Genomic DNA, 18565 nt, shown 5'->3' on the forward strand with positions numbered 1-18565 from the left:
ATGGCGGATGAAATTCTGGTGATCGACGACGACACACGGTTGTCCGCCATGTTGTCGGACTATCTGGGATCGGCAGGCTATGCCGTACGGACGGCGGCGACGGGCGCTTCGGGCCTCCAGGAGATCGCCCGCCGCCCGCCGGACGCCGTCGTGCTCGACGTGATGCTGCCCGACACCGACGGCTTCGACGTCTGCCGCAAGATCCGCGCCCGCTCCAACCTCCCCATCCTCATGCTCACCGCGCGTGGCGAAGAGACCGACCGCATCGTCGGGCTGGAAATCGGCGCCGACGACTATCTCGGCAAACCCTTCAGCCCGCGCGAACTGGCGGCGCGGCTGAAGGCGCTGCTGCGCCGCGCCCGCTCGTCCGTCCAGCAGATGGAGTTGCTGCGTTTCGGCGGACTGGAGATCGACCGCGACCGCCGGATCGCCACCATCGACGGCCAGGAAACGGCGCTGACCGGCTATCAGTTTTCATTGCTCGTCGTTCTCGCCGAAAACGCGGGACGCGTGCTCAGCCGCGATCGGCTGATGGAGATGGTCAAGGGCGAGGAACTCGAAGCCTTCGATCGCTCCATCGACGTGCATATCTCCCGCATCCGGGCGGCGATCGAGAAAGACCCGAAAAATCCGCGTCGCATTCTCACCTTGCGCGGCTCGGGCTATCTCTTCGCCCGTAATCAGGACGAGGGTTGAACCTTGGTCGCCTCCCGCCTGTTTCTCAAGATCTATCTGACCGTGCTCGGCTGCCTGGCGCTGGTGGTGGTGACGCTCAGCGCGCTGGCCTTTCTCGGCCGGCTCGACGCCAATCGCGGCCCGCTCGAACAGAGCGTCAGCAAGCTCGCCGCTTCGGTGCTGAGCGCCGATGTGCCGCTTGCCCAGCGCCAGGCCATGCTCGATCGCCTCGCCCGCGCCTTCGACGCCGATATCGCCATCTTCGACGCCGGGGACGCTTCGTCCAGGGGGCTGGCGAGCGCATCGCCGGGCTCGACTCCGATGACGCCTGGAGCCGAAAGACCGACCGTTTCCGGGCCTTCCGGATCGAATTGCCCGAGGGCGCAACGCTGATCGCCTATGTGCCCCGCCGCTTCGCGCCGCCGCGCGGCCATCTCGTCGGGCTGTTTCTGTTGACCGCCCTGCTGGTCGGACTCGGCGCCTATCCCGTCGTCCGTCACCTGACCCGCAGGCTCGACCACCTCAGGGGCAGCATGGACGCTGGGGCAATGGCGACCTATCCGTCCGCGCGCCGGTGCATGGCCGCGACGAGGTCGCCGCCGTCGCCCGCACCTTCAATCTCGCCGCCGATCGCATCGAGGCGCTGGTGACGTCGCAAAAGAGCCTGCTCGCCAACGCCAGCCACGAGCTGCGCTCGCCGCTCGCCCGTCTCCGGCTCGCGGTCGAGATGCAGGAGCTGGCGCGAACCGAAAAGACCCGCGACGAGATCATCCGCAATCTGGCCGAACTCGACGACATCGTCGAGGAAATCCTGCTGAAGAGTCGTCTCGGCGGCGAGCGCCCGCCGCCGCTCGACCAATCGGTCGATCTCCTGGCGCTGGTCAGCGAAGAAGCGGCCGTGACGGGCGCCGCCGTGGAAGGCGACGCCGGGATTGTCATAGGCAACGAGAAACTTCTGCGCCGGCTGATCCGCAACCTGCTGCAGAATGCCGAACGCCATGGCGCTTCGCCGGTGTCGGTGACGCTCGGCGTCGAAGGCAACGCCGCAATCCTGCGGGTTCGCGATCATGGATCCGGCATCGCGCCCGAAGATCGCGCCAGGGTGTTCGAACCTTTCTATCGCCCATCCGGCCGCAGCGAGGCGGATGGCGGCTGGGGCCTCGGCCTGTCGCTGGTCTGGGAAATCGCCCGGCTGCATCGCGGATCGGTGACGATCGAGGATGTCGACGGACCCGGCGTCTGTTTCCGCGTCGCGATCGACAAGGGCCAATCAGGCCGCGTCCTCTAGGATGAGATCGTCGGTCGGCGCAACGCGAAGCCAGCCGCGGTCCGCCCGCCTGTCGTCGTCGCTCAAGACGAGGCTGTCGACGAGGCGACGCCAGCCCGGATGATTGATCCGGCCGCGAACGACGGCGTCGATCCGGCTCATGGCCGCGGCTTCACGCTCCGTCATGCAAAGACGGCCGCGCTCCAGCCTGTCTCTCACGATGCGGTAGACGAAGTCGAGGTCATCGACCGATATGCCGCTGCGCTTGGCTGAGCGCTGCGCGGCGTAAGCGCCCTCGCCGGTTTCCAACGCCAGGCGCAACTGGTCGAGCGCAAGCGCCGCCAAGCTATCCGCACGAGCGCCGGCGAGTTCCATCGTATGCAGCAGAAGATCGAGTTCGTCGGCGTCGCCGATCACGCCTTCCGGCGCGATCATCGCCATCAGGAAGTCGGCGCGGTCGGCGTCGGGATTGCGGCGGAAATCGCCGCCTCGCGTAAAAATCCGGCCATGACCTCAACGAACCATCGGCTCCAATCGAGGCTCTTCTCCTGGGCGGAGCGGTGAATCAACAATATGCGCCAGGCGTCCGTCTCGCTCTGGAGGCCTGCCGGAAACATCCATCTGCGCAGCATCTGCACATCGTCTCGCGTCAGCCGCGGTTTCCCGGCGAGCGCCGAGGCGGGATAACGCAACGTCAACTCCAACATCGAAGCAGCTCCCGCTTCATCATGAAGCGCGAGCAATCTCGCAGCCTAAGGTAAATTTGAACCCAATCGAAAGGGTGAACCTTCGGTTAATCCTGAACCGCCACCCGGATCTCGTCGCGTCGCGCGCTCCAGATGATGTAGAGGCCCGATCCGATGATCACGGCGACGCCGAGCCATTTGGAGAGATTGGGAAAATCCCCGAACAGCAGATAACCGAGCGCGGTGGCCGAGATGATTTCGAAATATTGAAAGGGCGCCAGCACCGATACCGGCGCCAGCCGAAAGGCCTTGACGACCAGCAGATGGCCATAGCCCGACAGTCCCCGAGCAGGAGTAGAATCCCGAAACTGAACAGCCCATCCGGCAGCGCCATCTGAAAATCGCCCCAGCCGGCGGTGTCCCCGAGCACGAGCACGGCCCCCATGAACAACGAGCCTCCGACGCCTGACAGCGTCTGCATGGTGAGCGGCGGATCAGCCTCGCCGATCGCGCGGTTGAGGAACAGATAGAGCGCGAAGAGGAACGCGCAGGCGACCGGCAGCAGGGCCGTCAAGCCGAACAAACGGAAACTGGGCTGGATGACGATCATAGCGCCCCCGAAGCCGATCAGGATTGCGACCCAACGCTTCCAGCCGACCTTCTCGCCGAGGATCCAGGCCGACATCGCCGTCAGCATAAAGGGCTCGACGAAATAGATCGCGAAGACGTCGGCGAGCGGCATATATTTGACCGCGGTGAAAAACAGAAGCGTCGCCGCCGCATGCAGCGCCCCGCGCAGCAGGTTCATCCAGGGACGCTTGGCGACAAAGGCCCCGCGACCGGCCACCGTCACCAGAAGCGGCAGCGTCAGCGCCGTCTGGAAGAAGAAGCGGTAGAAGGTCACCTGTCCCGGCGACATGGCCTGCACATTGGCCATATATTTGGCGATGGCGTCCATGCAGGGCAGGATCATCATGGCCCCGGCCATGATGAGAAGCCCGCGGATGAGGGAGGAGTTTGGCGGCGACGATGTGATGGAGGTCATGAGGGACTCGAACCGGATTCGTGCGCGCAATCTAGCGAAGGCCGTGGCCTGACACACGCGATAAAAGCGGTCTGGCGTTGAATAGTCTTCAATCTCAGAACCAGCCGACCTTCATCACGCCCTGACGACCGCCGCCCCGCCTCACCTCCCCGCCGCGATCCGCGCCGCCATGCGGTCGGCCATCATGATCGTGGGCGCATTGGTGTTGCCGCCGATCAGCGTCGGCATGACCGAGGCGTCGATGACGCGCAGCCGCTCCATACCCCTGACCTTCATTGCCTCGGGATCGACGACCGACAGCGCGTCGACGCCCATTCGGCAGGTTCCGACCGGGTGATAAATCGTGTCCGCCCGCGCCCGGATCTGTCTGAGGATCTCCGCATCGCTCAGTTCGGCAAAGGGATGGAGATCGCGGCCCCTGACGGCGTCGAGCGCCGGCTTGGACATGATGTCGAGCATCCGGCGAATGCCGGTGATCAGCAGCGCCTCGTCGCGGGCGTCGCTCAGATAGCGCGGATCGATCCTGGGCGGCAGTCTGGCATCGGGACCATGCAGCCCCACCTCGCCGCGGCTGAACGGCCGGAGCACGCAGACATGGCCGGAATAGCCCCGCGGCAGATGCAGCTTGCGGGCGTGATTTTCCAAGAGGCCGATGACGAAATGGAGTTGCAGGTCGGGAATGGCGACCTTGGACGACGAGCGGAAGAAGGCGCCCACTTCGGCGACCGGCGAGGCGCAGAGCCCGGCACCATCCTTCCGCCAGCGCAGCATTTCCCTGGCGATCGTCATCAACCCTGACGGCGTCAGCCCCACCGTGTCGGCCCCGTTGGAGCGGGTGGCGTGGACATAGTCGAGATGATCCTGAAGGTTTTCGCCCACGCCCGGCAGGTCATGCGCGACCTCGACCCCCGCCCCTTGAGCTTGGCCCCAGGGCCAATGCCGGACAGCAGCAACAGATGCGGCGAGCCGAAGGCGCCGGAGCACAGGATCACCTCGCGCCGCGCCCTCACTTCGTGTCTCTGGCCACCGCGCCTGACGACCACGCCGCGTGCGGTTCGTCCTTCGAGGAGCAATCGTTCGGCATGCGAGCCCGTGAGCACCTCGAGATTGGGCCGTCCCATGACAGGATGCAGATAGGCCGCCGCCGCCGAGCAGCGTTCGCCCTTTTTCGGCCCTTCCCAGAACTGCGTCACCTGATAGAGGCCGGCGCCCTCCTGCTCCGGCCCGTTGAAATCGTCTTTGAGCGGCAGGCCCGCCTGGCGGCAGGCTTCGATGAAGCGGGCGGAGACCTGTCGCGGCGTCTGCTGTTCGCCCACCTGCAGAGGACCTGAGCCGCCATGCAGCCGGCTGTCGCCGCGCTGATTGCCCTCCGTCTTCACGAACCAGGGCAGCACCTCGCGCCAGGACCAGCCGGCGCAGCCGAGCTGCGCCCAGCGATCGTAATCGCTCGGATGGCCGCGGACATATAGCATGGCGTTGATGGCGCTCGATCCGCCGAGCGCCTTGCCGCGCGGCTGGAAGCCGCGCCGACCATTCAGCTTCTCCTGTGGTTCGGTGAACAGCGCCCAATTGTTGTATTTCGGCTTGCCGCTGATCATGGCGACGATGCCGAGCGGCATGCGGATGGCGAGATCGCGGCCCTCGCCGCCAGCCTCGATCAGGCAGACGGTCACCTCAGGCCTCTCGCTCAACCGCGCCGCAAGCACGGAACCCGCCGATCCTCCACCGACGATGACATAGTCGAACTCCATGACGTGATCCTCCCCGACCCTAGAATTGTTCTCGCTTACGTAAAGGTCAACCGCTTCTTGACAGCGTTACGACGGCGGCGTCAGACGCGCCGTTATTTTACGCTTTCAGGCTTGCCCCGCCGGCCTCCGATATGTTCTCTAGCCGCAAAACAATTGTCATCCGCCAATGGAGGATTCCCATGGACGTTCGCGCCGCCGTGGCCGTGCAAGCCGGCAAACCGCTCGAAATCATGACCGTTCAGCTCGAAGGCCCGCGCGCCGGCGAAGTGCTGATCGAGGTCAAGGCGACCGGAATCTGCCACACCGACGACTTCACGCTGTCGGGCGCCGATCCCGAAGGCCTGTTCCCCGCTATCCTCGGCCATGAAGGCGCCGGCGTCGTCGTCGATGTCGGCCCGGGCGTGACCTCGGTGAAGAAGGGCGATCACGTGATCCCGCTCTACACGCCGGAATGCCGCTCCTGCCCGTCCTGTCTCAGCCGCAAGACCAATCTCTGCACCGCGATTCGCTCGACCCAGGGCCAGGGCGTGATGCCCGACGGCACCAGTCGCTTCTCGATCGGTAAGGACAAGATCCATCACTATATGGGCTGCTCCACCTTCGCCAATTACACCGTGCTGCCGGAAATCGCCGTGGCCAAGGTGCGCGAAGACGCGCCCTTCGACAAGATCTGCTATATCGGTTGCGGCGTCACCACCGGCATTGGCGCGGTCATCAACACCGCGCAGGTGGAGATGGGCGCAACCGCCATCGTCTTCGGTCTCGGCGGCATCGGCCTCAACGTCATCCAGGGCCTGCGCCTCGCCGGCGCCGACATGATCATCGGCGTCGACATCAACAATGACAAGAAGGCCTGGGGCGAGCGCTTCGGCATGACCCACTTCGTCAATCCGAAGGAAGTCGAGGGCGACATCGTCCCCTATCTCGTCAACATGACCAAGCGCGGCGCGGACCAGATCGGCGGCGCCGACTACACTTTCGACTGCACCGGCAACACCAAGGTGATGCGCCAGGCGCTCGAAGCGTCGCATCGCGGCTGGGGCAAATCGGTCGTCATCGGCGTCGCCGGCGCCGGCCAGGAAATCTCCACCCGTCCGTTCCAGCTGGTCACCGGCCGCAGCTGGATGGGCACCGCCTTCGGCGGCGCGCGCGGCCGCACCGACGTGCCGAAGATCGTCGACTGGTACATGGACGGCAAGATCCAGATCGATCCGATGATCACCCACACCATGCCGCTCGAAGACATCAACAAGGGTTTCGACCTGATGCACTCAGGCGAAAGCGTGCGCGGAGTCGTGGTTTACTGATCATGCTGGGCTTCCTGAAAGATTGGAAGCTGAAGCTGAGATACGGAAGGCTGAAAACGGCCTTCCGGCACTTTACCGTGATTGCCGATGGACTGATTGTCGAGAGCAACAGCGATTTCGGCACAGAGAAAGACATGGCAGCCGTTTTCTCCATGAAGGTCTGGGCTACCGACACCGAAGAAGCCATCCAAATGGCGAAAGTGATCGGTTGGGACGTCGGCTTTAACATGGCAGGAAAATGCGAAGTGTACACCACTGCGCCGGAACAGCCGCCGGGCGATAATCCGCATGGCTATGATCTGAAATTCTTTCCCTATATCGGCGACTAAGCGAATCATTGGGTAATGACGACGCGCCCACATCCCGCACGGAGAAATCCGCCGGGGTGATGAAGGAGAGCCGCGCGAAAGCGGGCATTCCTGGTAGTCTGTAGTCAGGCTTTGCTTCCGCGCGGCCTCGAAGCATGAACCGTGTTGGGAACCGGTTCACCTGACGCAGCCGACGCCGCCAGCAGAGGCGTCGATCGATTCGGAATCGTCTCGGCTTTGGCGAGGACCCGCCGAAACGACCGCTTCGTTTCCGCCTGCCCGCAAAGTCTCGCGAAACACTCCGGTGGCGGAACGGATAGAGGATAATTGAGCTTGGAAGTGCGGGGATGAAGTTTTTCGAAAATGAGACAGTAACCGACTTGGAACAGGCCAGTCTCCGCGGTTGCGGCACCGAAGGCCACAGTCGGCAGTAAAAATCCTGCCGCCAAGCCCCGACGGTAAAGCGGCTCCAACGGATATCACGACCTGGACGGTTCTGGGTTATTGCGGATGTCGGATCCTGTGGAAAAGCGCGAGTTCGACACCGTGATAGTCGTTCCGGCCGAATTCCACAAAGCCGAGCTTTTGAGCCAACGCAATCGACGGCGTATTGATGGGGTCGATCATGCAGACCACACGGTTTCCTTCCGGGCGTTTGTCCATCCAGGCCAGCGCCGCCTGTTTGGCTTCGCGCGCAAGCCCCTGTCCCTGTAAACCGTTGGCGATCTTCCACATCGCTTCGGGCGCCTGATCGAAAAGCGGTCCGTGACCACGTTTGAAATAGGCGAAACCCACTTCGCCGCAGATTGCGCTCGTCTCACGATCCACGGCCACAAACGGGCCGAAACCAAAGCACTGCCAATGGCCTATCCATCGCAACAACCGGGCGAACACCTGTTCTTCGTTCAGCACCGGCAGCGGCGATTTGATGTCGCCGCTCATCGATTGCGTCAGCCACATCGGCGCATAGGCGTCGAAATCCTCGAGCGCATGCGGTCGCAGCACGAGCCGTTCGGTGGCGATCATCATCCGTCTCCATCAACGACAAAAGCCGGGCATGAGGCCCGGCTTTCGAATGACGCCAGTCCAAAACCGATCAAGCGGCTTCGGCGGCCTTTTCGTTTTCGACGCGCTGCAGGTCAGCGGCGCCCTTGGCCGAAATGTCGCGATCGACGAATTCGATCACGGCCAGCGGCGCGTTGTCGCCGTGGCGGAAGCCGGCCTTCATGATGCGAAGGTAGCCGCCGTTGCGGTTGGCGTAGCGCGGAGCGATCGCGGCGAAGAGCTTGGCGACGAGTTCCGAGCTGCCGATCTGCGAGATGGCCTGACGACGAGCGTGCAGGTCGCCCTTCTTGCCGAGCGTCACCAGCTTTTCCACGATCGGGCGAATTTCCTTCGCCTTCGGCAGGGTGGTGACGATCTGTTCGTGTTCGATCAGCGAAGCCGCCATGTTGGCGAACATCGCCTTGCGGTGGCTGGCGGTTCTGTTGAGCTTGCGGCCCGAATTTCCGTGGCGCATGGCTATACTCCTTTAAGCGCAGGTCTCAGATCTTGCGAGCCTGCCGTTTCCTGGCACAAGCAGGAACAAGTCCTGCCGTTTGTCTGGGAAAGGCAAGCGAGCCTGCCTTTTGTTTTTCAGTACTGGTCTTCGTAGCGCTTGGCGAGCTCTTCGATGTTCTCCGGCGGCCATGCAGGCACTTCCATGCCGAGATGCAGGCCCATGGAGGCGAGAACTTCCTTGATCTCGTTCAGCGACTTGCGACCGAAGTTCGGAGTGCGGAGCATCTCGGCTTCGGTCTTCTGGATGAGATCGCCGATATAGACGATGTTGTCGTTCTTGAGGCAGTTCGCCGAACGCACCGACAGTTCGAGCTCGTCGACCTTCTTGAGGAGGGCCGGGTTGAACGCGAGTTCGGTGATCGCCTCTTCTTCGGCTTCCTTCTGCGGCTCGTCGAAGTTGACGAACACGGAGAGCTGGTCCTGAAGAATGCGAGCCGCAAAAGCGACGGCGTCCTCACCGGTGACGGAACCATCGGTCTCGATGGTCATGGTCAGCTTGTCATAGTCGAGAACCTGGCCTTCGCGGGTGTTTTCCACCTTGTAGGACACTTTCTTGACCGGAGAGAACAGGCTGTCCACCGGGATGAGGCCGATCGGCGCATCTTCCGCACGGTTGCGATCGGCGGGAACATAGCCCTTGCCGTTGGCGACCGTGAATTCCATGCGGATCTCCGCGCCCTCGTCGAGAGTGCAGATCGGATGGTTCGGATTGAGGATCTCGATGTCGCCGACCGTCTGGATATCTCCAGCGGTGACCACGCCCGGACCCTGCTTGCGCACGACCATACGCTTGGGATCGTCGCCATCCATCTTGATGGCGATTTCCTTGATGTTGAGCACGATGTCCGTGACGTCTTCGCGAACGCCGGGAATCGAGGAGAATTCATGCAGCACGCCGTCGATCTGCACCGCCGTGACGGCGGCGCCGCGCAGCGACGACAGCAGGATGCGGCGGAGCGCATTGCCGAGCGTCAGGCCGTAACCACGCTCGAGCGGCTCGGCGACCAGGGTCGCCTTGATCCGGCTCGAGGAGGTGAACTCGACCTTGTTCGGCTTGATGAGTTCCTGCCAGTTCTTCTGAATCATGTGGTTTGACCTTCCATTCGCGCCACCATCCAATCGTGGCGATCGACATCGAGGAAAACCGGCCCGGGCCAAAACCCGAACCGGCCGTTATTGATGATCAGACGCGGCGCTTCTTGCGCGGACGGCAGCCATTGTGCGGGATCGGCGTGACGTCGCGAATCGAAGTGATGGTGAAACCGGCGGCCTGCAGGGCGCGCAGCGCGGATTCACGGCCCGAACCGGGGCCGCAGACTTCGACTTCCAGCGACTTCATGCCGTGTTCCTGGGCCTTCTTGGCGCAGTCTTCAGCGGCGACCTGAGCGGCGAACGGGGTCGACTTGCGCGAACCCTTGAAACCCTTCGCGCCGGCAGACGACCAGGCGATCGCGTTGCCCTGGGCATCGGTGATCGTGATCATCGTGTTGTTGAAGGTGGAGTTCACGTGGGCGACGCCCGACGAAATGTTCTTGCGTTCCCTACGGCGAACGCGAGCGGCTTCCTTGGCCATTTTTAGTCCTTTCGTTGATCTCTTCACCGCCGTAACACCAGCGGCTACACCATCCTCGCCATAGCATTTAGGCGGTGGACGCCGGGAACCGGCATCCGCCGCCTATTGGCTGCGGCAAGGAGGAATTACTTCTTCTTGCCGGCGATCGCCTTGGCCGGACCCTTGCGGGTGCGGGCGTTGGTGTGCGTGCGCTGACCGCGCACCGGCAGGGAGCGGCGATGACGCAGGCCGCGATAGCAGCCGAGGTCCATCAGACGCTTGATGTTCATCGAGGTCTCGCGACGCAGGTCGCCTTCGACCTGGTAGTCGCGGTCGATCGTCTCACGGATCTGCAGGACTTCCGCATCAGTGAGCTGATGCACGCGACGGTCGGCAGCGATGCCGGCCTTCTCGATGATTTCCTGAGCAAATTTCGGACCGATCCCGTGAATATAGGTCAGCGCGATGACGACGCGCTTCTGAGTCGGGATGTTGACGCCAGCGATACGGGCCACACCTATTCTCCTTGCATTCCGCTTGCCATCCGGCAATCGGTTGTTGTTTCACGACCGCGTACGGCCGCCTGTTGCCTTTTATCCGGTTCGCTTCATGTCAAAAACGACCGCAACGGGTTTTCCCACTTCAGGGGAAATCCGCGCCGATCGCTTTAAATCTTTCGCGAGTTGGCGCGTCATTAGCGGAAAAGCCTTAAAAAGGCAACCTTCCGCTAAAAGTTTTTGGATGTCACACGCGCGAAAGAATCGTTTCGATCGCTGCCGTTACTTCATCGATCGGAGCCATGCCGTCAACCGGCTTGAGCAATCCCTTGGCGTGATAATAGCCGATGAGCGGCGACGTCTTCTTGTAATAGTCCTGAAGACGGGTGGTCATGGTCTCGGCGTTGTCGTCGGGGCGACGTTTGAAGGAATGGCCGCCGCACTTGTCGCAGACGCCCTCCACCTTCGGCTGGTGATTCTTGTCGTGATAGCCCGCGCCGCAGGTGGCGCAGGTGTAACGACCAGACACGCGCTCGACGAGCACCGTGTCATCCACCTGCATCTCGATGACGACATCGAGCTTCATGCCCTTGGCCGACAACATCGCATCGACGGAATCGGCCTGAACCAGCGTGCGCGGATAACCGTCGAGGATGAAACCCCTGGCGCAATCGGCCTGGTCGATCCTCTCCGAAACGATGGCGTTGACGATATCGTCCGACACCAGATTGCCGGCGTCCATCACAGCCTTTGCGCGCTTGCCGACTTCGGTCCCCTGAACGACGGCCGCCCGCAACATGTCCCCCGTCGAAAGCTGCGGGATGCCGTGCTTTTCGACGATACGCTGGGCCTGGGTGCCTTTGCCGGCCCCCGGAGGCCCCAACAGAATAAGCCTCATTATCCCCTCTTCCCTCCCCGGAGTTTCGATTTCTTGATGAGCCCCTCATACTGGGTCGCGATGAGGTGGCCCTGGATCTGCGCAACCGTATCCAGAGTAACACTAACCACGATCAAAAGCGAAGTACCACCAAGGTAGAACGGGACGCCGGTTTGAGCGATCAGAATTTCGGGCAGCAGAAAGACAGACGATGATCAAATAGGCCGCGCCGATCACCGTGATGCGGGTCAGCACATAATCGATATATTCGGCGGTCCGCTCACCCGGACGGATGCCCGGAATGAAGCCGCCATGCTTCTTGAGATTGTCGGCCGTGTCTTTCGGATTGAAGACGATCGCGGTGTAGAAGAAGGCGAAGAAGCCGATCAGGGCCGCATAGAGCAGCATATAGAGAGGCTGGCCGTGGCCGAGCGCGGCGACGATCGCCGTCGCCCAGTCCGGCAGCGCGCTGGAGCCGGAGAAGCCGGCAAGCGTGGCTGGCAAGAGCAGAAGCGACGAGGCGAAGATCGCCGGAATGACGCCGGCCGTGTTGAGCTTGAGCGGCAGATGCGAAGTATCGCCCTGGAACATCCGGTTGCCGACCTGCCGCTTCGGATACTGGATCAACAGCCTGCGCTGGGCGCGCTCGAAGAAGACGATCATGGCGATCGCGGCAATCGCGACCACGATGACGACCAGGATGATCGCCGTGGACAGCGTGCCCGTGCGGCCGAGTTCAAGCGTGTTGGCCAGCGCATGCGGAAGAGCCGCGACGATGCCGGCGAAGATGATCAGCGAAATGCCGTTGCCGATGCCGCGCGAGGTGATCTGCTCGCCCAGCCACATCAGGAACATGGTGCCGCCGAGAAGCGTGACGACCGTGGAAATGCGGAAGAACCAGCTCGGATCGGCGACGATCCCCTGCCCGGCTTCCATCGACACCGCGATGCCGTAGGCCTGCAGCGCGCCGAGAATCACCGTGCCGTAGCGGGTGTACTGGTTGATCATCTTACGGCCCTGCTCGCCCTCTTTCTTGAGCTGCTCGAGCGCAGGCACGACGGAGGTCATCAGCTGGACGATGATCGAAGCGGAGATATAGGGCATGATGCCCAGGGCGAAGATCGCCATGCGGCTGACGGCGCCGCCGGAGAACATGTTGAAGAGGCCGAGAATGCCGCCCGCCTGCGACTGGAAGGCGTTTGCGAAGGCGTCGGGATTGATGCCTGGCAGCGGGATATAGGTGCCGAGGCGATACACGAGAAGTGCGCCAAGGGTGAACCAAATACGCTTTTTAAGTTCTTCAGCTTTCGAAAATGTCGAAAAGCTCAGATTGGACGCAAGCTGTTCCGCTGCAGAAGCCATAACTCTCTCCGCAAAACCAAACTCCCGCGGCGAAAACCGGGGACTGGCGGGGTCTTTCCTGTCGAATGAACCGGAAGCGGGCGGCGATGGACATCAACACGGCCTCACCTCTGGCGAATGGCCCGGACCGTCTCAAAAGACGGAATCCGGTCGTGAGGCATTCATATAGAAGCAAAAACGCCCGGTGTGAAGCACACCGGGCGTCTTATTCATCAACTTACTCGGCGGCGGCTGCTTCGCCGAGGATCTTGACCGAACCGCCGGCCTTTTCGACCTTCTCGACGGCCGGCTTGGAAACGCCGGACACTTCGAAGGAGACCTTCGCGGTCAGTTCGCCGTCGGACAGGAGGCGGACGCCGTCCTTAATGCGGCGGATCACGCCGGCGGCCTTGAGAGCGGCGGCGTCGACGGTCTTGGAGACGTCGAGCTTGCCGGCGTCAACAGCCTGCTGCACCCGGCCGAGCGACACGATGACGTAGTCGGCGGCGAAGATGTTGGTGAAGCCGCGCTTCGGCAGGCGGCGATAGATCGGCATCTGGCCGCCTTCGAAACCGTTGATGGCGACGCCCGAACGGGCCTTCTGACCCTTCACGCCGCGACCGCCGGTCTTGCCGGTGCCGGAACCGATACCACGGCCAACGCGCTTGCGCGACTTCAGCGCGCCTTCATTGTCCTTGACTTCGTTCAGTTTCATTGTCGTGTCTCCGTCTTACTTATCGTCGACGATGCGCACGAGGTGGCTGACCTTGGCAATCATGCCACGGACAGACGGCGTGTCTTCGAGCGTACGGGTGCGGTGCATCTTGTTGAGACCGAGGCCGATCAGGGTCTTTTCCTGACGGTCGGGACGACGGATCGGCGAACCGATCTGCTCAACGGTGATCGTCTTCTTTGCTTCAGCCATCTTGCGAATCCTTATTCTTCGGAAGCAGCGGCGGCGCCGATGGACGCGCGACGGTTCTGAAGCGTCGCGTACTTGATGCCGCGCTGAGCAGCGATGTCCTTCGGGTGAACCTGGTTCTTCAGGGCGTCGAAGGTGGCGCGAACCATGTTGTAGGGGTTCGACGAACCGGTCGACTTGGCGACGACGTCATGAACGCCGAGCGTTTCGAAGACGGCGCGCATCGGGCCGCCGGCGATGATGCCGGTACCGGCCTTGGCCGAACGCAGCAGAACCTTGCCGGCGCCATGGCGACCGTTGACGTCGTGATGCAGCGTGCGACCGTCGCGCAGCGGCACGAAAATCAGATCGCGCTTGGCGGCTTCGGTGGCCTTGCGGATGGCTTCCGGCACTTCGCGCGCCTTGCCATGACCAAAGCCGACGCGGCCCTTCTGGGTCGCCGACGACGACGAGCGGCAAAGCCGAAACGACGGCCGCCCTTCACCACCTTGGCGACGCGATTGATGGCGACCAGCTTGTCGACGAACTCGCTGTCGCGCTCTTCACGGTTCGAACGCTCGTCGCGCGAACCACGCTTTTCCTGTGCCATTGTCCTTTTCCTTTTTCTTTTCCGGGTGCAAACGGCAGTTTACATAAAAGCCCTGGGTCCTCGAAAAGGCTCCAGGGCCGGTTCAATGAAGCTGGGCTTCAAAGGGGAAGAGCCCGGCGGACCGGGCTCGACATCAGAAGTTCAGACCACCTTCGCGGGCTGCATCGGCGAGAGCCTTGATGCGGCCGTGATAGATGAAGGCGCCGCGGTCGAAGACCACGTCCTTCACGCCCGCTGCAACGGCGCGCTCGGCGACGAGCTTGCCCACAGCGGCGGCGGCGGAAACATCGGCGCCCGTCTTCAGCGAAGAACGGAGACCGGCGTCGAGCGTCGAAGCGGCGGCGAGAGTGCGGCCGGCCACGTCGTCGATGATCTGCGCGTAGATGTTCTTGGAAGAACGATGCACGGACAGACGCGGACGACCATTGGCGACAGCCTTGATCTGACGGCGGACGCGGCTTGCGCGCTGCACGAGCTTTTCTTTAGTGCTAGCCATTTTGCGTCTTCCTTACTTCTTCTTGCCTTCCTTGCGGACAATGCGCTCCCCGGCGTATTTCACGCCCTTGCCCTTATAGGGCTCGGGACCGCGATATTCGCGGATCTCGGCAGCGACCTGACCGACCACCTGCTTGTTGATGCCCGTGACGACGATTTCCGTCGGCTTGGGGCAAGCAAGCGAGATGCCTTCCGGCGGCTGATAGATCACATCGTGGGAGAAGCCGAGCTGAAGCTGCAGGTTCTTGCCCTGCATCGCGGCGCGGTAACCGACGCCGGTGATTTCGAGCTTCTTCTCATAGCCGTCCTTCACACCCTTGAACAGATTTTCGATCATGGTGCGGGACATGCCCCACTTTGCGCGGGCGTCCTTCGATTCGTTGGCCGGAGCCACCGCAACCGTGTTGTTTTCATAGGACAGAACGACTTCGTCATTCGCGACGAAAACGAGTTCGCCCTTCGGGCCCTTTGCCGTTACCTTCTGTCCTTCGACAGTGGCGGTCACGCCTGCAGGCACCTGAACGGGCTTTTTACCGATACGAGACATTTTTCTTACCTGTCTGTTCGTTACGCGAAACCGTCGGCTCGATCAGAAGATCGAGCAGAGCAGTTCGCCGCCAACATTCTGTTCACGAGCCTGGTGATCGGCCATCACACCCTTCGGAGTCGAAAGGATGGTGATGCCGAGACCGTTCGCGACCTGCGGAATGGACTTGACCGAGACATAGACCCGGCGGCCCGGCTTGGACACGCGGTCGATCTTGCGGATCACCGGCGCGCCTTCGTAGTACTTCAGCTCGATGTTGAGCTCGGACTTGCCGTTCTCGAAATCGACCTTGCTGTAGCCACGGATGTAGCCTTCCGCCTGCATCACGTCGAGGACGCGAGCGCGGAGGTTGGAGGCCGGCGTGGAAACCGACGACTTGCGACGGGCAACGCCGTTGCGGATACGGGTGAGCATATCACCCAAGGGATCAGACATGGACATCGCTTGCCCTCCTTACCAGCTGGACTTCACAATGCCGGGGATCTGCCCGAAGTTGCCGAGCTGGCGCAGAGCCACACGCGACATCTTGAGCTTCCGGTAGAATGCGCGCGGACGACCAGTCACTTCGCAACGATTGCGAATGCGGGTCTTGGAGCCGTTGCGCGGCATTTCGGCCAGCTTGAGGGTAGCCCGGAACCGGTCTTCGATCGGAAGCTCGCGATTCTGGATGATTGCCTTCAGCTTGGCCCGCTTGTTGGCCTGCTGGGCAACCAGCTTACGGCGGCGCTTGTTTTTCTCAACTGCGCTCGTTTTCGCCATTGGTTTTTCCTTTTCTACGCTCGTCGTTACGGTTACTGACGGAACGGGAAGTTGAACTCTTTCAACAGAGCCCGAGCTTCGTCGTCGGTCTTCGCCGTCGTGCAAACGATGATGTCCATGCCCCACATCTGATCAACCTTGTCGTAGTTGATTTCCGGGAACACGATGTGCTCCTTGATGCCCATGGCGAAATTGCCGCGACCATCAAAGCTCTTCGGATTCAGGCCGCGGAAGTCGCGAACGCGCGGCAGCGCGATGTTGACCAGGCGATCCATGAATTCAAACATGCGGGCGCCGCGCAGGGTGACCTTCGCGCCGATCGGCATGCCTTCGCGGACCTTGAAGCCTGCAATCGAATTGCGGGCCCGCGTGACGACGGCCTTCTGGCCGGCGATCGCCGAGAGGTCCTGGGCGGCCACGGTCGGCTTCTTCGAGTCAGCCGTCGCTTCGCCGACGCCCATGTTGATGACGATCTTGTCCAGACGGGGATCATCATTTCATTGGCGTAGTTGAACTGCTCCTGCAACGCCTTGCGGATGCGGGAGACGTATTCCGTCTTGAGCCGGGGCTCGTACTTAGCTTCAGCCATCGATGGACACTCCCGAACGCTTGGCAACGCGGACCTTCTTGTCGCCTTCGACCTTGAAACCGACGCGGGTCGGCTTGCCGTCCTTGGGGTCGGCGATCGCGATGTTCGACAGATGGATCGGAGCTTCCTTGGTGATGATGCCGGCTTCCTGCGAAGCGCTCTGGCGCTGGTGGCGCTTGACGACATTGATCCCGCGGACGATGGCGCGATCTTCCTTGGGAATGACCTGGAGGACTTCGCCGGAACGGCCCTTGTCCTTGCCGGTCAGAATGACGACCTTGTCGCCCTTACGAATTTTTTGCATCTCAGTCGTTCCTCGATAATTACAAAACTTCAGGAGCCAGCGAGATGATCTTCATGTGGTTCTTGGCGCGGAGTTCGCGCGGAACCGGTCCGAAGATACGGGTGCCGATCGGCTCTTTCTTGTTGTCGATGAGAACGGCTGCATTCGTGTCGAAGCGGATCACGCTGCCGTCGGCGCGGCGGATGTCCTTGGCGGTCCGAACCACCACGGCCTTCATCACGTCGCCCTTCTTCACGCGCCCACGCGGGATGGCTTCCTTGATCGAGACGACGATGATGTCGCCGATCGAAGCGTATTTACGCTTGGAGCCGCCCAGCACTTTGATGCACATGACACGACGGGCGCCGGAATTGTCCGCCACGTCGAGGTTTGTTTGCATCTGAATCATGTCAGGTCGCCTTCTTGTTATGACCGGAACGGTTGGACAGGACCCGAAGGTCGAATCCCCTGATCCGGCTTGTCGATCCAAGTTTCACTGGAATGGGCGCGTCTTATAGAAAACACGCCCGAAATCAAGTCTTTTTCAAAAAGACTTCACGCCCGGACGTTATTTCCGGGCGCGATGTTCAAAAGCATCAGGCTGAAACGGCTCAATTGTGAACCGTGACGACCTTCCAGCACTTGTCCTTGGAGATCGGCGCGCATTCCTCGATGGAAACGACGTCGCCCGTCTTCACGGTGTTGTTTTCGTCATGGGCCTTGTACTTCTTGGAACGGCGGACCGTCTTCTGAAGCAGCGGGTGGGCAAAGCGACGCTCGACGCGGACCACGACGGTCTTGTCGTTCTTGTCGCTGACGACGGTGCCCTGAAGAATGCGTTTCGGCATTTTTTATTCCTTCAAGCCTTGGCTTCGGCCGCCTTCTGGCGGGCGATGGTTTTGATGCGAGCAATATCCTTGCGCACTTCATCGATGCGGGCGGTCTTTTCGAGCTGACCGGTCGCCTTCTGGAAGCGAAGGTTGAACTGCTCTTTCTTGAGCTTGGCAAGCTCGTCGTTCAGCTGGTCGGCGCTCAACGCGCGAACATCAGACGCTTTCATTCGTCTTCTCCTTATTCGGCGATGCGCTGGACGAAGCGCGTCTTGACGGAGAGCTTCGCGGCGCCCAGGCGAAGGGCTTCGCGGGCAAGCTCTTCGCTCACGCCGTCGATCTCAAACATGATACGGCCGGGCTTGACGCGGCAAGCCCAGTATTCCACCGAACCCTTACCCTTACCCATGCGGACTTCGGTCGGCTTGGCGGTCACCGGAACGTCCGGGAACACGCGGATCCAGACGCGGCCGGCGCGCTTCATGTGGCGGGTGATCGCGCGGCGGGCCGCTTCGATCTGGCGGGCATTGACGCGATCCGGCTCCTGGGCCTTCAGGCCGTATTGACCGAAGGCGAGGTCAGAGCCACCCTTGGCGACGCCATGGATGCGGCCCTTGAACTGCTTGCGGTACTTCGTACGCTTTGGCTGCAACATTTTCTATTCTCCAACTCTGCCGTTACGCGT

General features: G+C 61.9%; 26 protein-coding genes and 4 pseudogenes. 5 read left to right on the plus strand and 25 right to left on the minus strand.

The annotated features are described in order from the left end of the window. The 3 genes from H2O14_RS02935 (at nucleotide 1) to H2O14_RS02945 (ending at nucleotide 1963) form a co-directional block, all read left to right on the plus strand. A complete protein-coding gene (locus tag H2O14_RS02935; protein ID WP_182826453.1) occupies nucleotides 1-696 on the plus strand; it encodes a response regulator in 696 nt (231 codons plus the stop codon). A 3-nt stretch (nucleotides 697-699) separates the two neighbouring features. Continuing rightward, entirely contained in the window at nucleotides 700-1068 is a 369-nt protein-coding gene (locus H2O14_RS02940; protein WP_182826454.1) for a hypothetical protein, read from the plus strand. Between the two features lie 181 nt (nucleotides 1069-1249). Further along, a complete protein-coding gene (locus H2O14_RS02945; protein ID WP_182826455.1) occupies nucleotides 1250-1963 on the plus strand; it encodes an ATP-binding protein in 714 nt (237 codons plus the stop codon). On the opposite strand, the gene H2O14_RS02950 is transcribed toward H2O14_RS02945, so the two are convergent. From H2O14_RS02950 to H2O14_RS27040, 5 genes and pseudogenes are all read right to left on the minus strand, one after another. Next, nucleotides 1946-2383, minus strand: a complete 438-nt coding sequence (locus H2O14_RS02950) for a hypothetical protein (protein WP_182826456.1) — start codon at nucleotides 2381-2383, stop codon at nucleotides 1946-1948. The genes H2O14_RS02945 and H2O14_RS02950 overlap by 18 nt on opposite strands. Next, complete coding sequence (locus H2O14_RS02955) at nucleotides 2383-2649, minus strand: hypothetical protein (RefSeq protein ID WP_182826457.1); 267 nt, start codon at nucleotides 2647-2649, stop codon at nucleotides 2383-2385. The genes H2O14_RS02950 and H2O14_RS02955 overlap by 1 nt, the downstream gene beginning before the upstream one ends. Before the next feature lie 86 nt (nucleotides 2650-2735). Further along, a pseudogene (locus H2O14_RS02960) lies at nucleotides 2736-3673 on the minus strand (DMT family transporter). Between the two features lie 141 nt (nucleotides 3674-3814). Continuing rightward, nucleotides 3815-4552, minus strand: coding sequence for a GMC oxidoreductase (locus tag H2O14_RS27035; RefSeq protein WP_312858541.1), 738 nt, complete (start codon nucleotides 4550-4552; stop codon nucleotides 3815-3817). Next, nucleotides 4477-5424, minus strand: a complete 948-nt coding sequence (locus H2O14_RS27040; protein WP_246697276.1) for a GMC family oxidoreductase — start codon at nucleotides 5422-5424, stop codon at nucleotides 4477-4479. Before H2O14_RS27040 ends, H2O14_RS27035 begins: the two co-directional genes overlap by 76 nt. A 179-nt stretch (nucleotides 5425-5603) precedes the next feature. On the opposite strand from H2O14_RS27040, the gene H2O14_RS02970 reads away from it, so the two are divergent. Together H2O14_RS02970 and H2O14_RS02975 are read left to right on the plus strand one after the other, a co-directional pair. Further along, nucleotides 5604-6731, plus strand: coding sequence for an S-(hydroxymethyl)glutathione dehydrogenase/class III alcohol dehydrogenase (locus tag H2O14_RS02970; RefSeq protein ID WP_182826458.1), 1128 nt, complete (start codon nucleotides 5604-5606; stop codon nucleotides 6729-6731). A 2-nt stretch (nucleotides 6732-6733) separates the two neighbouring features. Next, complete coding sequence (locus H2O14_RS02975) at nucleotides 6734-7060, plus strand: hypothetical protein (RefSeq protein WP_182826459.1); 327 nt, start codon at nucleotides 6734-6736, stop codon at nucleotides 7058-7060. Between the two features lie 480 nt (nucleotides 7061-7540). Here H2O14_RS02975 and H2O14_RS02980 read toward each other — a convergent pair whose 3' ends face one another. The 20 genes and pseudogenes from H2O14_RS02980 to rplP form a co-directional block, all read right to left on the minus strand. Then, nucleotides 7541-8065: a GNAT family N-acetyltransferase gene (locus H2O14_RS02980; RefSeq protein ID WP_182826460.1), complete on the minus strand. Its 525-nt coding sequence runs from the start codon at nucleotides 8063-8065 to the stop codon at nucleotides 7541-7543. A gap of 70 nt (nucleotides 8066-8135) precedes the next feature. Beyond that, the gene (gene rplQ, locus H2O14_RS02985; RefSeq protein ID WP_182826461.1) at nucleotides 8136-8558 is read right to left on the minus strand and encodes a 50S ribosomal protein L17; all 423 of its coding nucleotides are present in this window, start codon (nucleotides 8556-8558) and stop codon (nucleotides 8136-8138) included. Nucleotides 8559-8674: 116 nt separating this feature from the next. Further along, nucleotides 8675-9685 carry a DNA-directed RNA polymerase subunit alpha gene (locus H2O14_RS02990; RefSeq protein WP_182826462.1) on the minus strand — a complete coding sequence of 337 codons (1011 nt, stop codon included), beginning with the start codon at nucleotides 9683-9685 and terminating at the stop codon, nucleotides 8675-8677. 97 nt (nucleotides 9686-9782) lie between these two features. Then, nucleotides 9783-10172 carry a 30S ribosomal protein S11 gene (rpsK, locus tag H2O14_RS02995; protein ID WP_137156057.1) on the minus strand — a complete coding sequence of 130 codons (390 nt, stop codon included), beginning with the start codon at nucleotides 10170-10172 and terminating at the stop codon, nucleotides 9783-9785. A gap of 125 nt (nucleotides 10173-10297) precedes the next feature. Further along, entirely contained in the window at nucleotides 10298-10666 is a 369-nt protein-coding gene (rpsM, locus tag H2O14_RS03000) for a 30S ribosomal protein S13 (protein ID WP_137156058.1), read from the minus strand. A 229-nt stretch (nucleotides 10667-10895) separates the two neighbouring features. Beyond that, complete coding sequence (locus H2O14_RS03005; protein ID WP_182826463.1) at nucleotides 10896-11546, minus strand: adenylate kinase; 651 nt, start codon at nucleotides 11544-11546, stop codon at nucleotides 10896-10898. Beyond that, nucleotides 11546-12887: pseudogene (gene secY / locus H2O14_RS03010) on the minus strand (preprotein translocase subunit SecY). Before secY ends, H2O14_RS03005 begins: the two are co-directional and overlap by 1 nt. A 217-nt stretch (nucleotides 12888-13104) precedes the next feature. Next, nucleotides 13105-13581, minus strand: coding sequence for a 50S ribosomal protein L15 (gene rplO, locus H2O14_RS03015; RefSeq protein WP_182826464.1), 477 nt, complete (start codon nucleotides 13579-13581; stop codon nucleotides 13105-13107). Nucleotides 13582-13596: 15 nt separating this feature from the next. Next, the gene (rpmD, locus tag H2O14_RS03020) at nucleotides 13597-13791 is read right to left on the minus strand and encodes a 50S ribosomal protein L30 (RefSeq protein WP_182826465.1); all 195 of its coding nucleotides are present in this window, start codon (nucleotides 13789-13791) and stop codon (nucleotides 13597-13599) included. A gap of 11 nt (nucleotides 13792-13802) precedes the next feature. Next, nucleotides 13803-14377, minus strand: a pseudogene (rpsE, locus tag H2O14_RS03025) (30S ribosomal protein S5). Nucleotides 14378-14510: 133 nt separating this feature from the next. Continuing rightward, a complete protein-coding gene (rplR, locus tag H2O14_RS03030; protein ID WP_137156064.1) occupies nucleotides 14511-14873 on the minus strand; it encodes a 50S ribosomal protein L18 in 363 nt (120 codons plus the stop codon). 12 nt (nucleotides 14874-14885) lie between these two features. Next, nucleotides 14886-15419 carry a 50S ribosomal protein L6 gene (rplF, locus tag H2O14_RS03035; RefSeq protein WP_182826466.1) on the minus strand — a complete coding sequence of 178 codons (534 nt, stop codon included), beginning with the start codon at nucleotides 15417-15419 and terminating at the stop codon, nucleotides 14886-14888. Nucleotides 15420-15461: 42 nt separating this feature from the next. Beyond that, nucleotides 15462-15860, minus strand: coding sequence for a 30S ribosomal protein S8 (gene rpsH, locus H2O14_RS03040; RefSeq protein WP_182826467.1), 399 nt, complete (start codon nucleotides 15858-15860; stop codon nucleotides 15462-15464). 12 nt (nucleotides 15861-15872) lie between these two features. Then, on the minus strand, nucleotides 15873-16178 hold the full coding sequence (gene rpsN / locus H2O14_RS03045) for a 30S ribosomal protein S14 (RefSeq protein WP_182826468.1): 306 nt from the start codon (nucleotides 16176-16178) through the stop codon (nucleotides 15873-15875). Between the two features lie 32 nt (nucleotides 16179-16210). Continuing rightward, nucleotides 16211-16767 (minus strand): annotated as a pseudogene (gene rplE / locus H2O14_RS03050) (50S ribosomal protein L5). Next, a complete protein-coding gene (gene rplX, locus H2O14_RS03055) occupies nucleotides 16760-17071 on the minus strand; it encodes a 50S ribosomal protein L24 (RefSeq protein ID WP_182826469.1) in 312 nt (103 codons plus the stop codon). Before rplX ends, rplE begins: the two are co-directional and overlap by 8 nt. Nucleotides 17072-17090: 19 nt before the next feature. Next, nucleotides 17091-17459: a 50S ribosomal protein L14 gene (gene rplN, locus H2O14_RS03060; protein ID WP_003536525.1), complete on the minus strand. Its 369-nt coding sequence runs from the start codon at nucleotides 17457-17459 to the stop codon at nucleotides 17091-17093. A 202-nt stretch (nucleotides 17460-17661) separates the two neighbouring features. Continuing rightward, on the minus strand, nucleotides 17662-17898 hold the full coding sequence (rpsQ, locus tag H2O14_RS03065; RefSeq protein ID WP_137156070.1) for a 30S ribosomal protein S17: 237 nt from the start codon (nucleotides 17896-17898) through the stop codon (nucleotides 17662-17664). A gap of 11 nt (nucleotides 17899-17909) precedes the next feature. Further along, nucleotides 17910-18110, minus strand: coding sequence for a 50S ribosomal protein L29 (gene rpmC / locus H2O14_RS03070; protein ID WP_137156071.1), 201 nt, complete (start codon nucleotides 18108-18110; stop codon nucleotides 17910-17912). 11 nt (nucleotides 18111-18121) lie between these two features. Then, nucleotides 18122-18535, minus strand: coding sequence for a 50S ribosomal protein L16 (gene rplP, locus H2O14_RS03075; RefSeq protein ID WP_182826470.1), 414 nt, complete (start codon nucleotides 18533-18535; stop codon nucleotides 18122-18124). Nucleotides 18536-18565: the final 30 nt, after the last annotated feature.

This window comes from Rhizobium sp. G21 (assembly GCF_014158035.1).
In the GTDB taxonomy this organism is placed as follows: domain Bacteria; phylum Pseudomonadota; class Alphaproteobacteria; order Rhizobiales; family Rhizobiaceae; genus Rhizobium_E.

Bases quoted from the DNA above. Each gene is read 5' to 3' on its own strand.
- H2O14_RS02970 (WP_182826458.1), top strand. From the start codon at position 5,604: ATGGACGTTCGCGCCGCCGTGGCCGTGCAAGCCGGCAAACCGCTCGAA.
- rpmC (WP_137156071.1), bottom strand. From the start codon at position 18,110: ATGAAAGCGTCTGATGTTCGCGCGTTGAGCGCCGACCAGCTGAACGAC.
- rplQ (WP_182826461.1), bottom strand. From the start codon at position 8,558: ATGCGCCACGGAAATTCGGGCCGCAAGCTCAACAGAACCGCCAGCCAC.
- rpsN (WP_182826468.1), bottom strand. From the start codon at position 16,178: ATGGCGAAAACGAGCGCAGTTGAGAAAAACAAGCGCCGCCGTAAGCTG.
- H2O14_RS02980 (WP_182826460.1), bottom strand. From the start codon at position 8,065: ATGATCGCCACCGAACGGCTCGTGCTGCGACCGCATGCGCTCGAGGAT.
- H2O14_RS02975 (WP_182826459.1), top strand. From the start codon at position 6,734: ATGCTGGGCTTCCTGAAAGATTGGAAGCTGAAGCTGAGATACGGAAGG.
- rpsQ (WP_137156070.1), bottom strand. From the start codon at position 17,898: ATGCCGAAACGCATTCTTCAGGGCACCGTCGTCAGCGACAAGAACGAC.
- rplX (WP_182826469.1), bottom strand. From the start codon at position 17,071: ATGCAAAAAATTCGTAAGGGCGACAAGGTCGTCATTCTGACCGGCAAG.
- rplN (WP_003536525.1), bottom strand. From the start codon at position 17,459: ATGATTCAGATGCAAACAAACCTCGACGTGGCGGACAATTCCGGCGCC.
- H2O14_RS27040 (WP_246697276.1), bottom strand. From the start codon at position 5,424: ATGGAGTTCGACTATGTCATCGTCGGTGGAGGATCGGCGGGTTCCGTG.
- rpsH (WP_182826467.1), bottom strand. From the start codon at position 15,860: ATGTCCATGTCTGATCCCTTGGGTGATATGCTCACCCGTATCCGCAAC.
- H2O14_RS03005 (WP_182826463.1), bottom strand. From the start codon at position 11,546: ATGAGGCTTATTCTGTTGGGGCCTCCGGGGGCCGGCAAAGGCACCCAG.
- H2O14_RS02950 (WP_182826456.1), bottom strand. From the start codon at position 2,383: ATGGCGATGATCGCGCCGGAAGGCGTGATCGGCGACGCCGACGAACTC.
- H2O14_RS02990 (WP_182826462.1), bottom strand. From the start codon at position 9,685: ATGATTCAGAAGAACTGGCAGGAACTCATCAAGCCGAACAAGGTCGAG.
- H2O14_RS02955 (WP_182826457.1), bottom strand. From the start codon at position 2,649: ATGTTGGAGTTGACGTTGCGTTATCCCGCCTCGGCGCTCGCCGGGAAA.
- rplR (WP_137156064.1), bottom strand. From the start codon at position 14,873: ATGGCTAGCACTAAAGAAAAGCTCGTGCAGCGCGCAAGCCGCGTCCGC.
- rpmD (WP_182826465.1), bottom strand. From the start codon at position 13,791: ATGGCTGAAGCAAAGAAGACGATCACCGTTGAGCAGATCGGTTCGCCG.
- rplO (WP_182826464.1), bottom strand. From the start codon at position 13,581: ATGAAACTGAACGAAGTCAAGGACAATGAAGGCGCGCTGAAGTCGCGC.
- rplF (WP_182826466.1), bottom strand. From the start codon at position 15,419: ATGTCTCGTATCGGTAAAAAGCCCGTTCAGGTGCCTGCAGGCGTGACC.
- rplP (WP_182826470.1), bottom strand. From the start codon at position 18,535: ATGTTGCAGCCAAAGCGTACGAAGTACCGCAAGCAGTTCAAGGGCCGC.
- rpsK (WP_137156057.1), bottom strand. From the start codon at position 10,172: ATGGCCAAGGAAGCCGCTCGCGTTCGCCGTAGGGAACGCAAGAACATT.
- H2O14_RS02935 (WP_182826453.1), top strand. From the start codon at position 1: ATGGCGGATGAAATTCTGGTGATCGACGACGACACACGGTTGTCCGCC.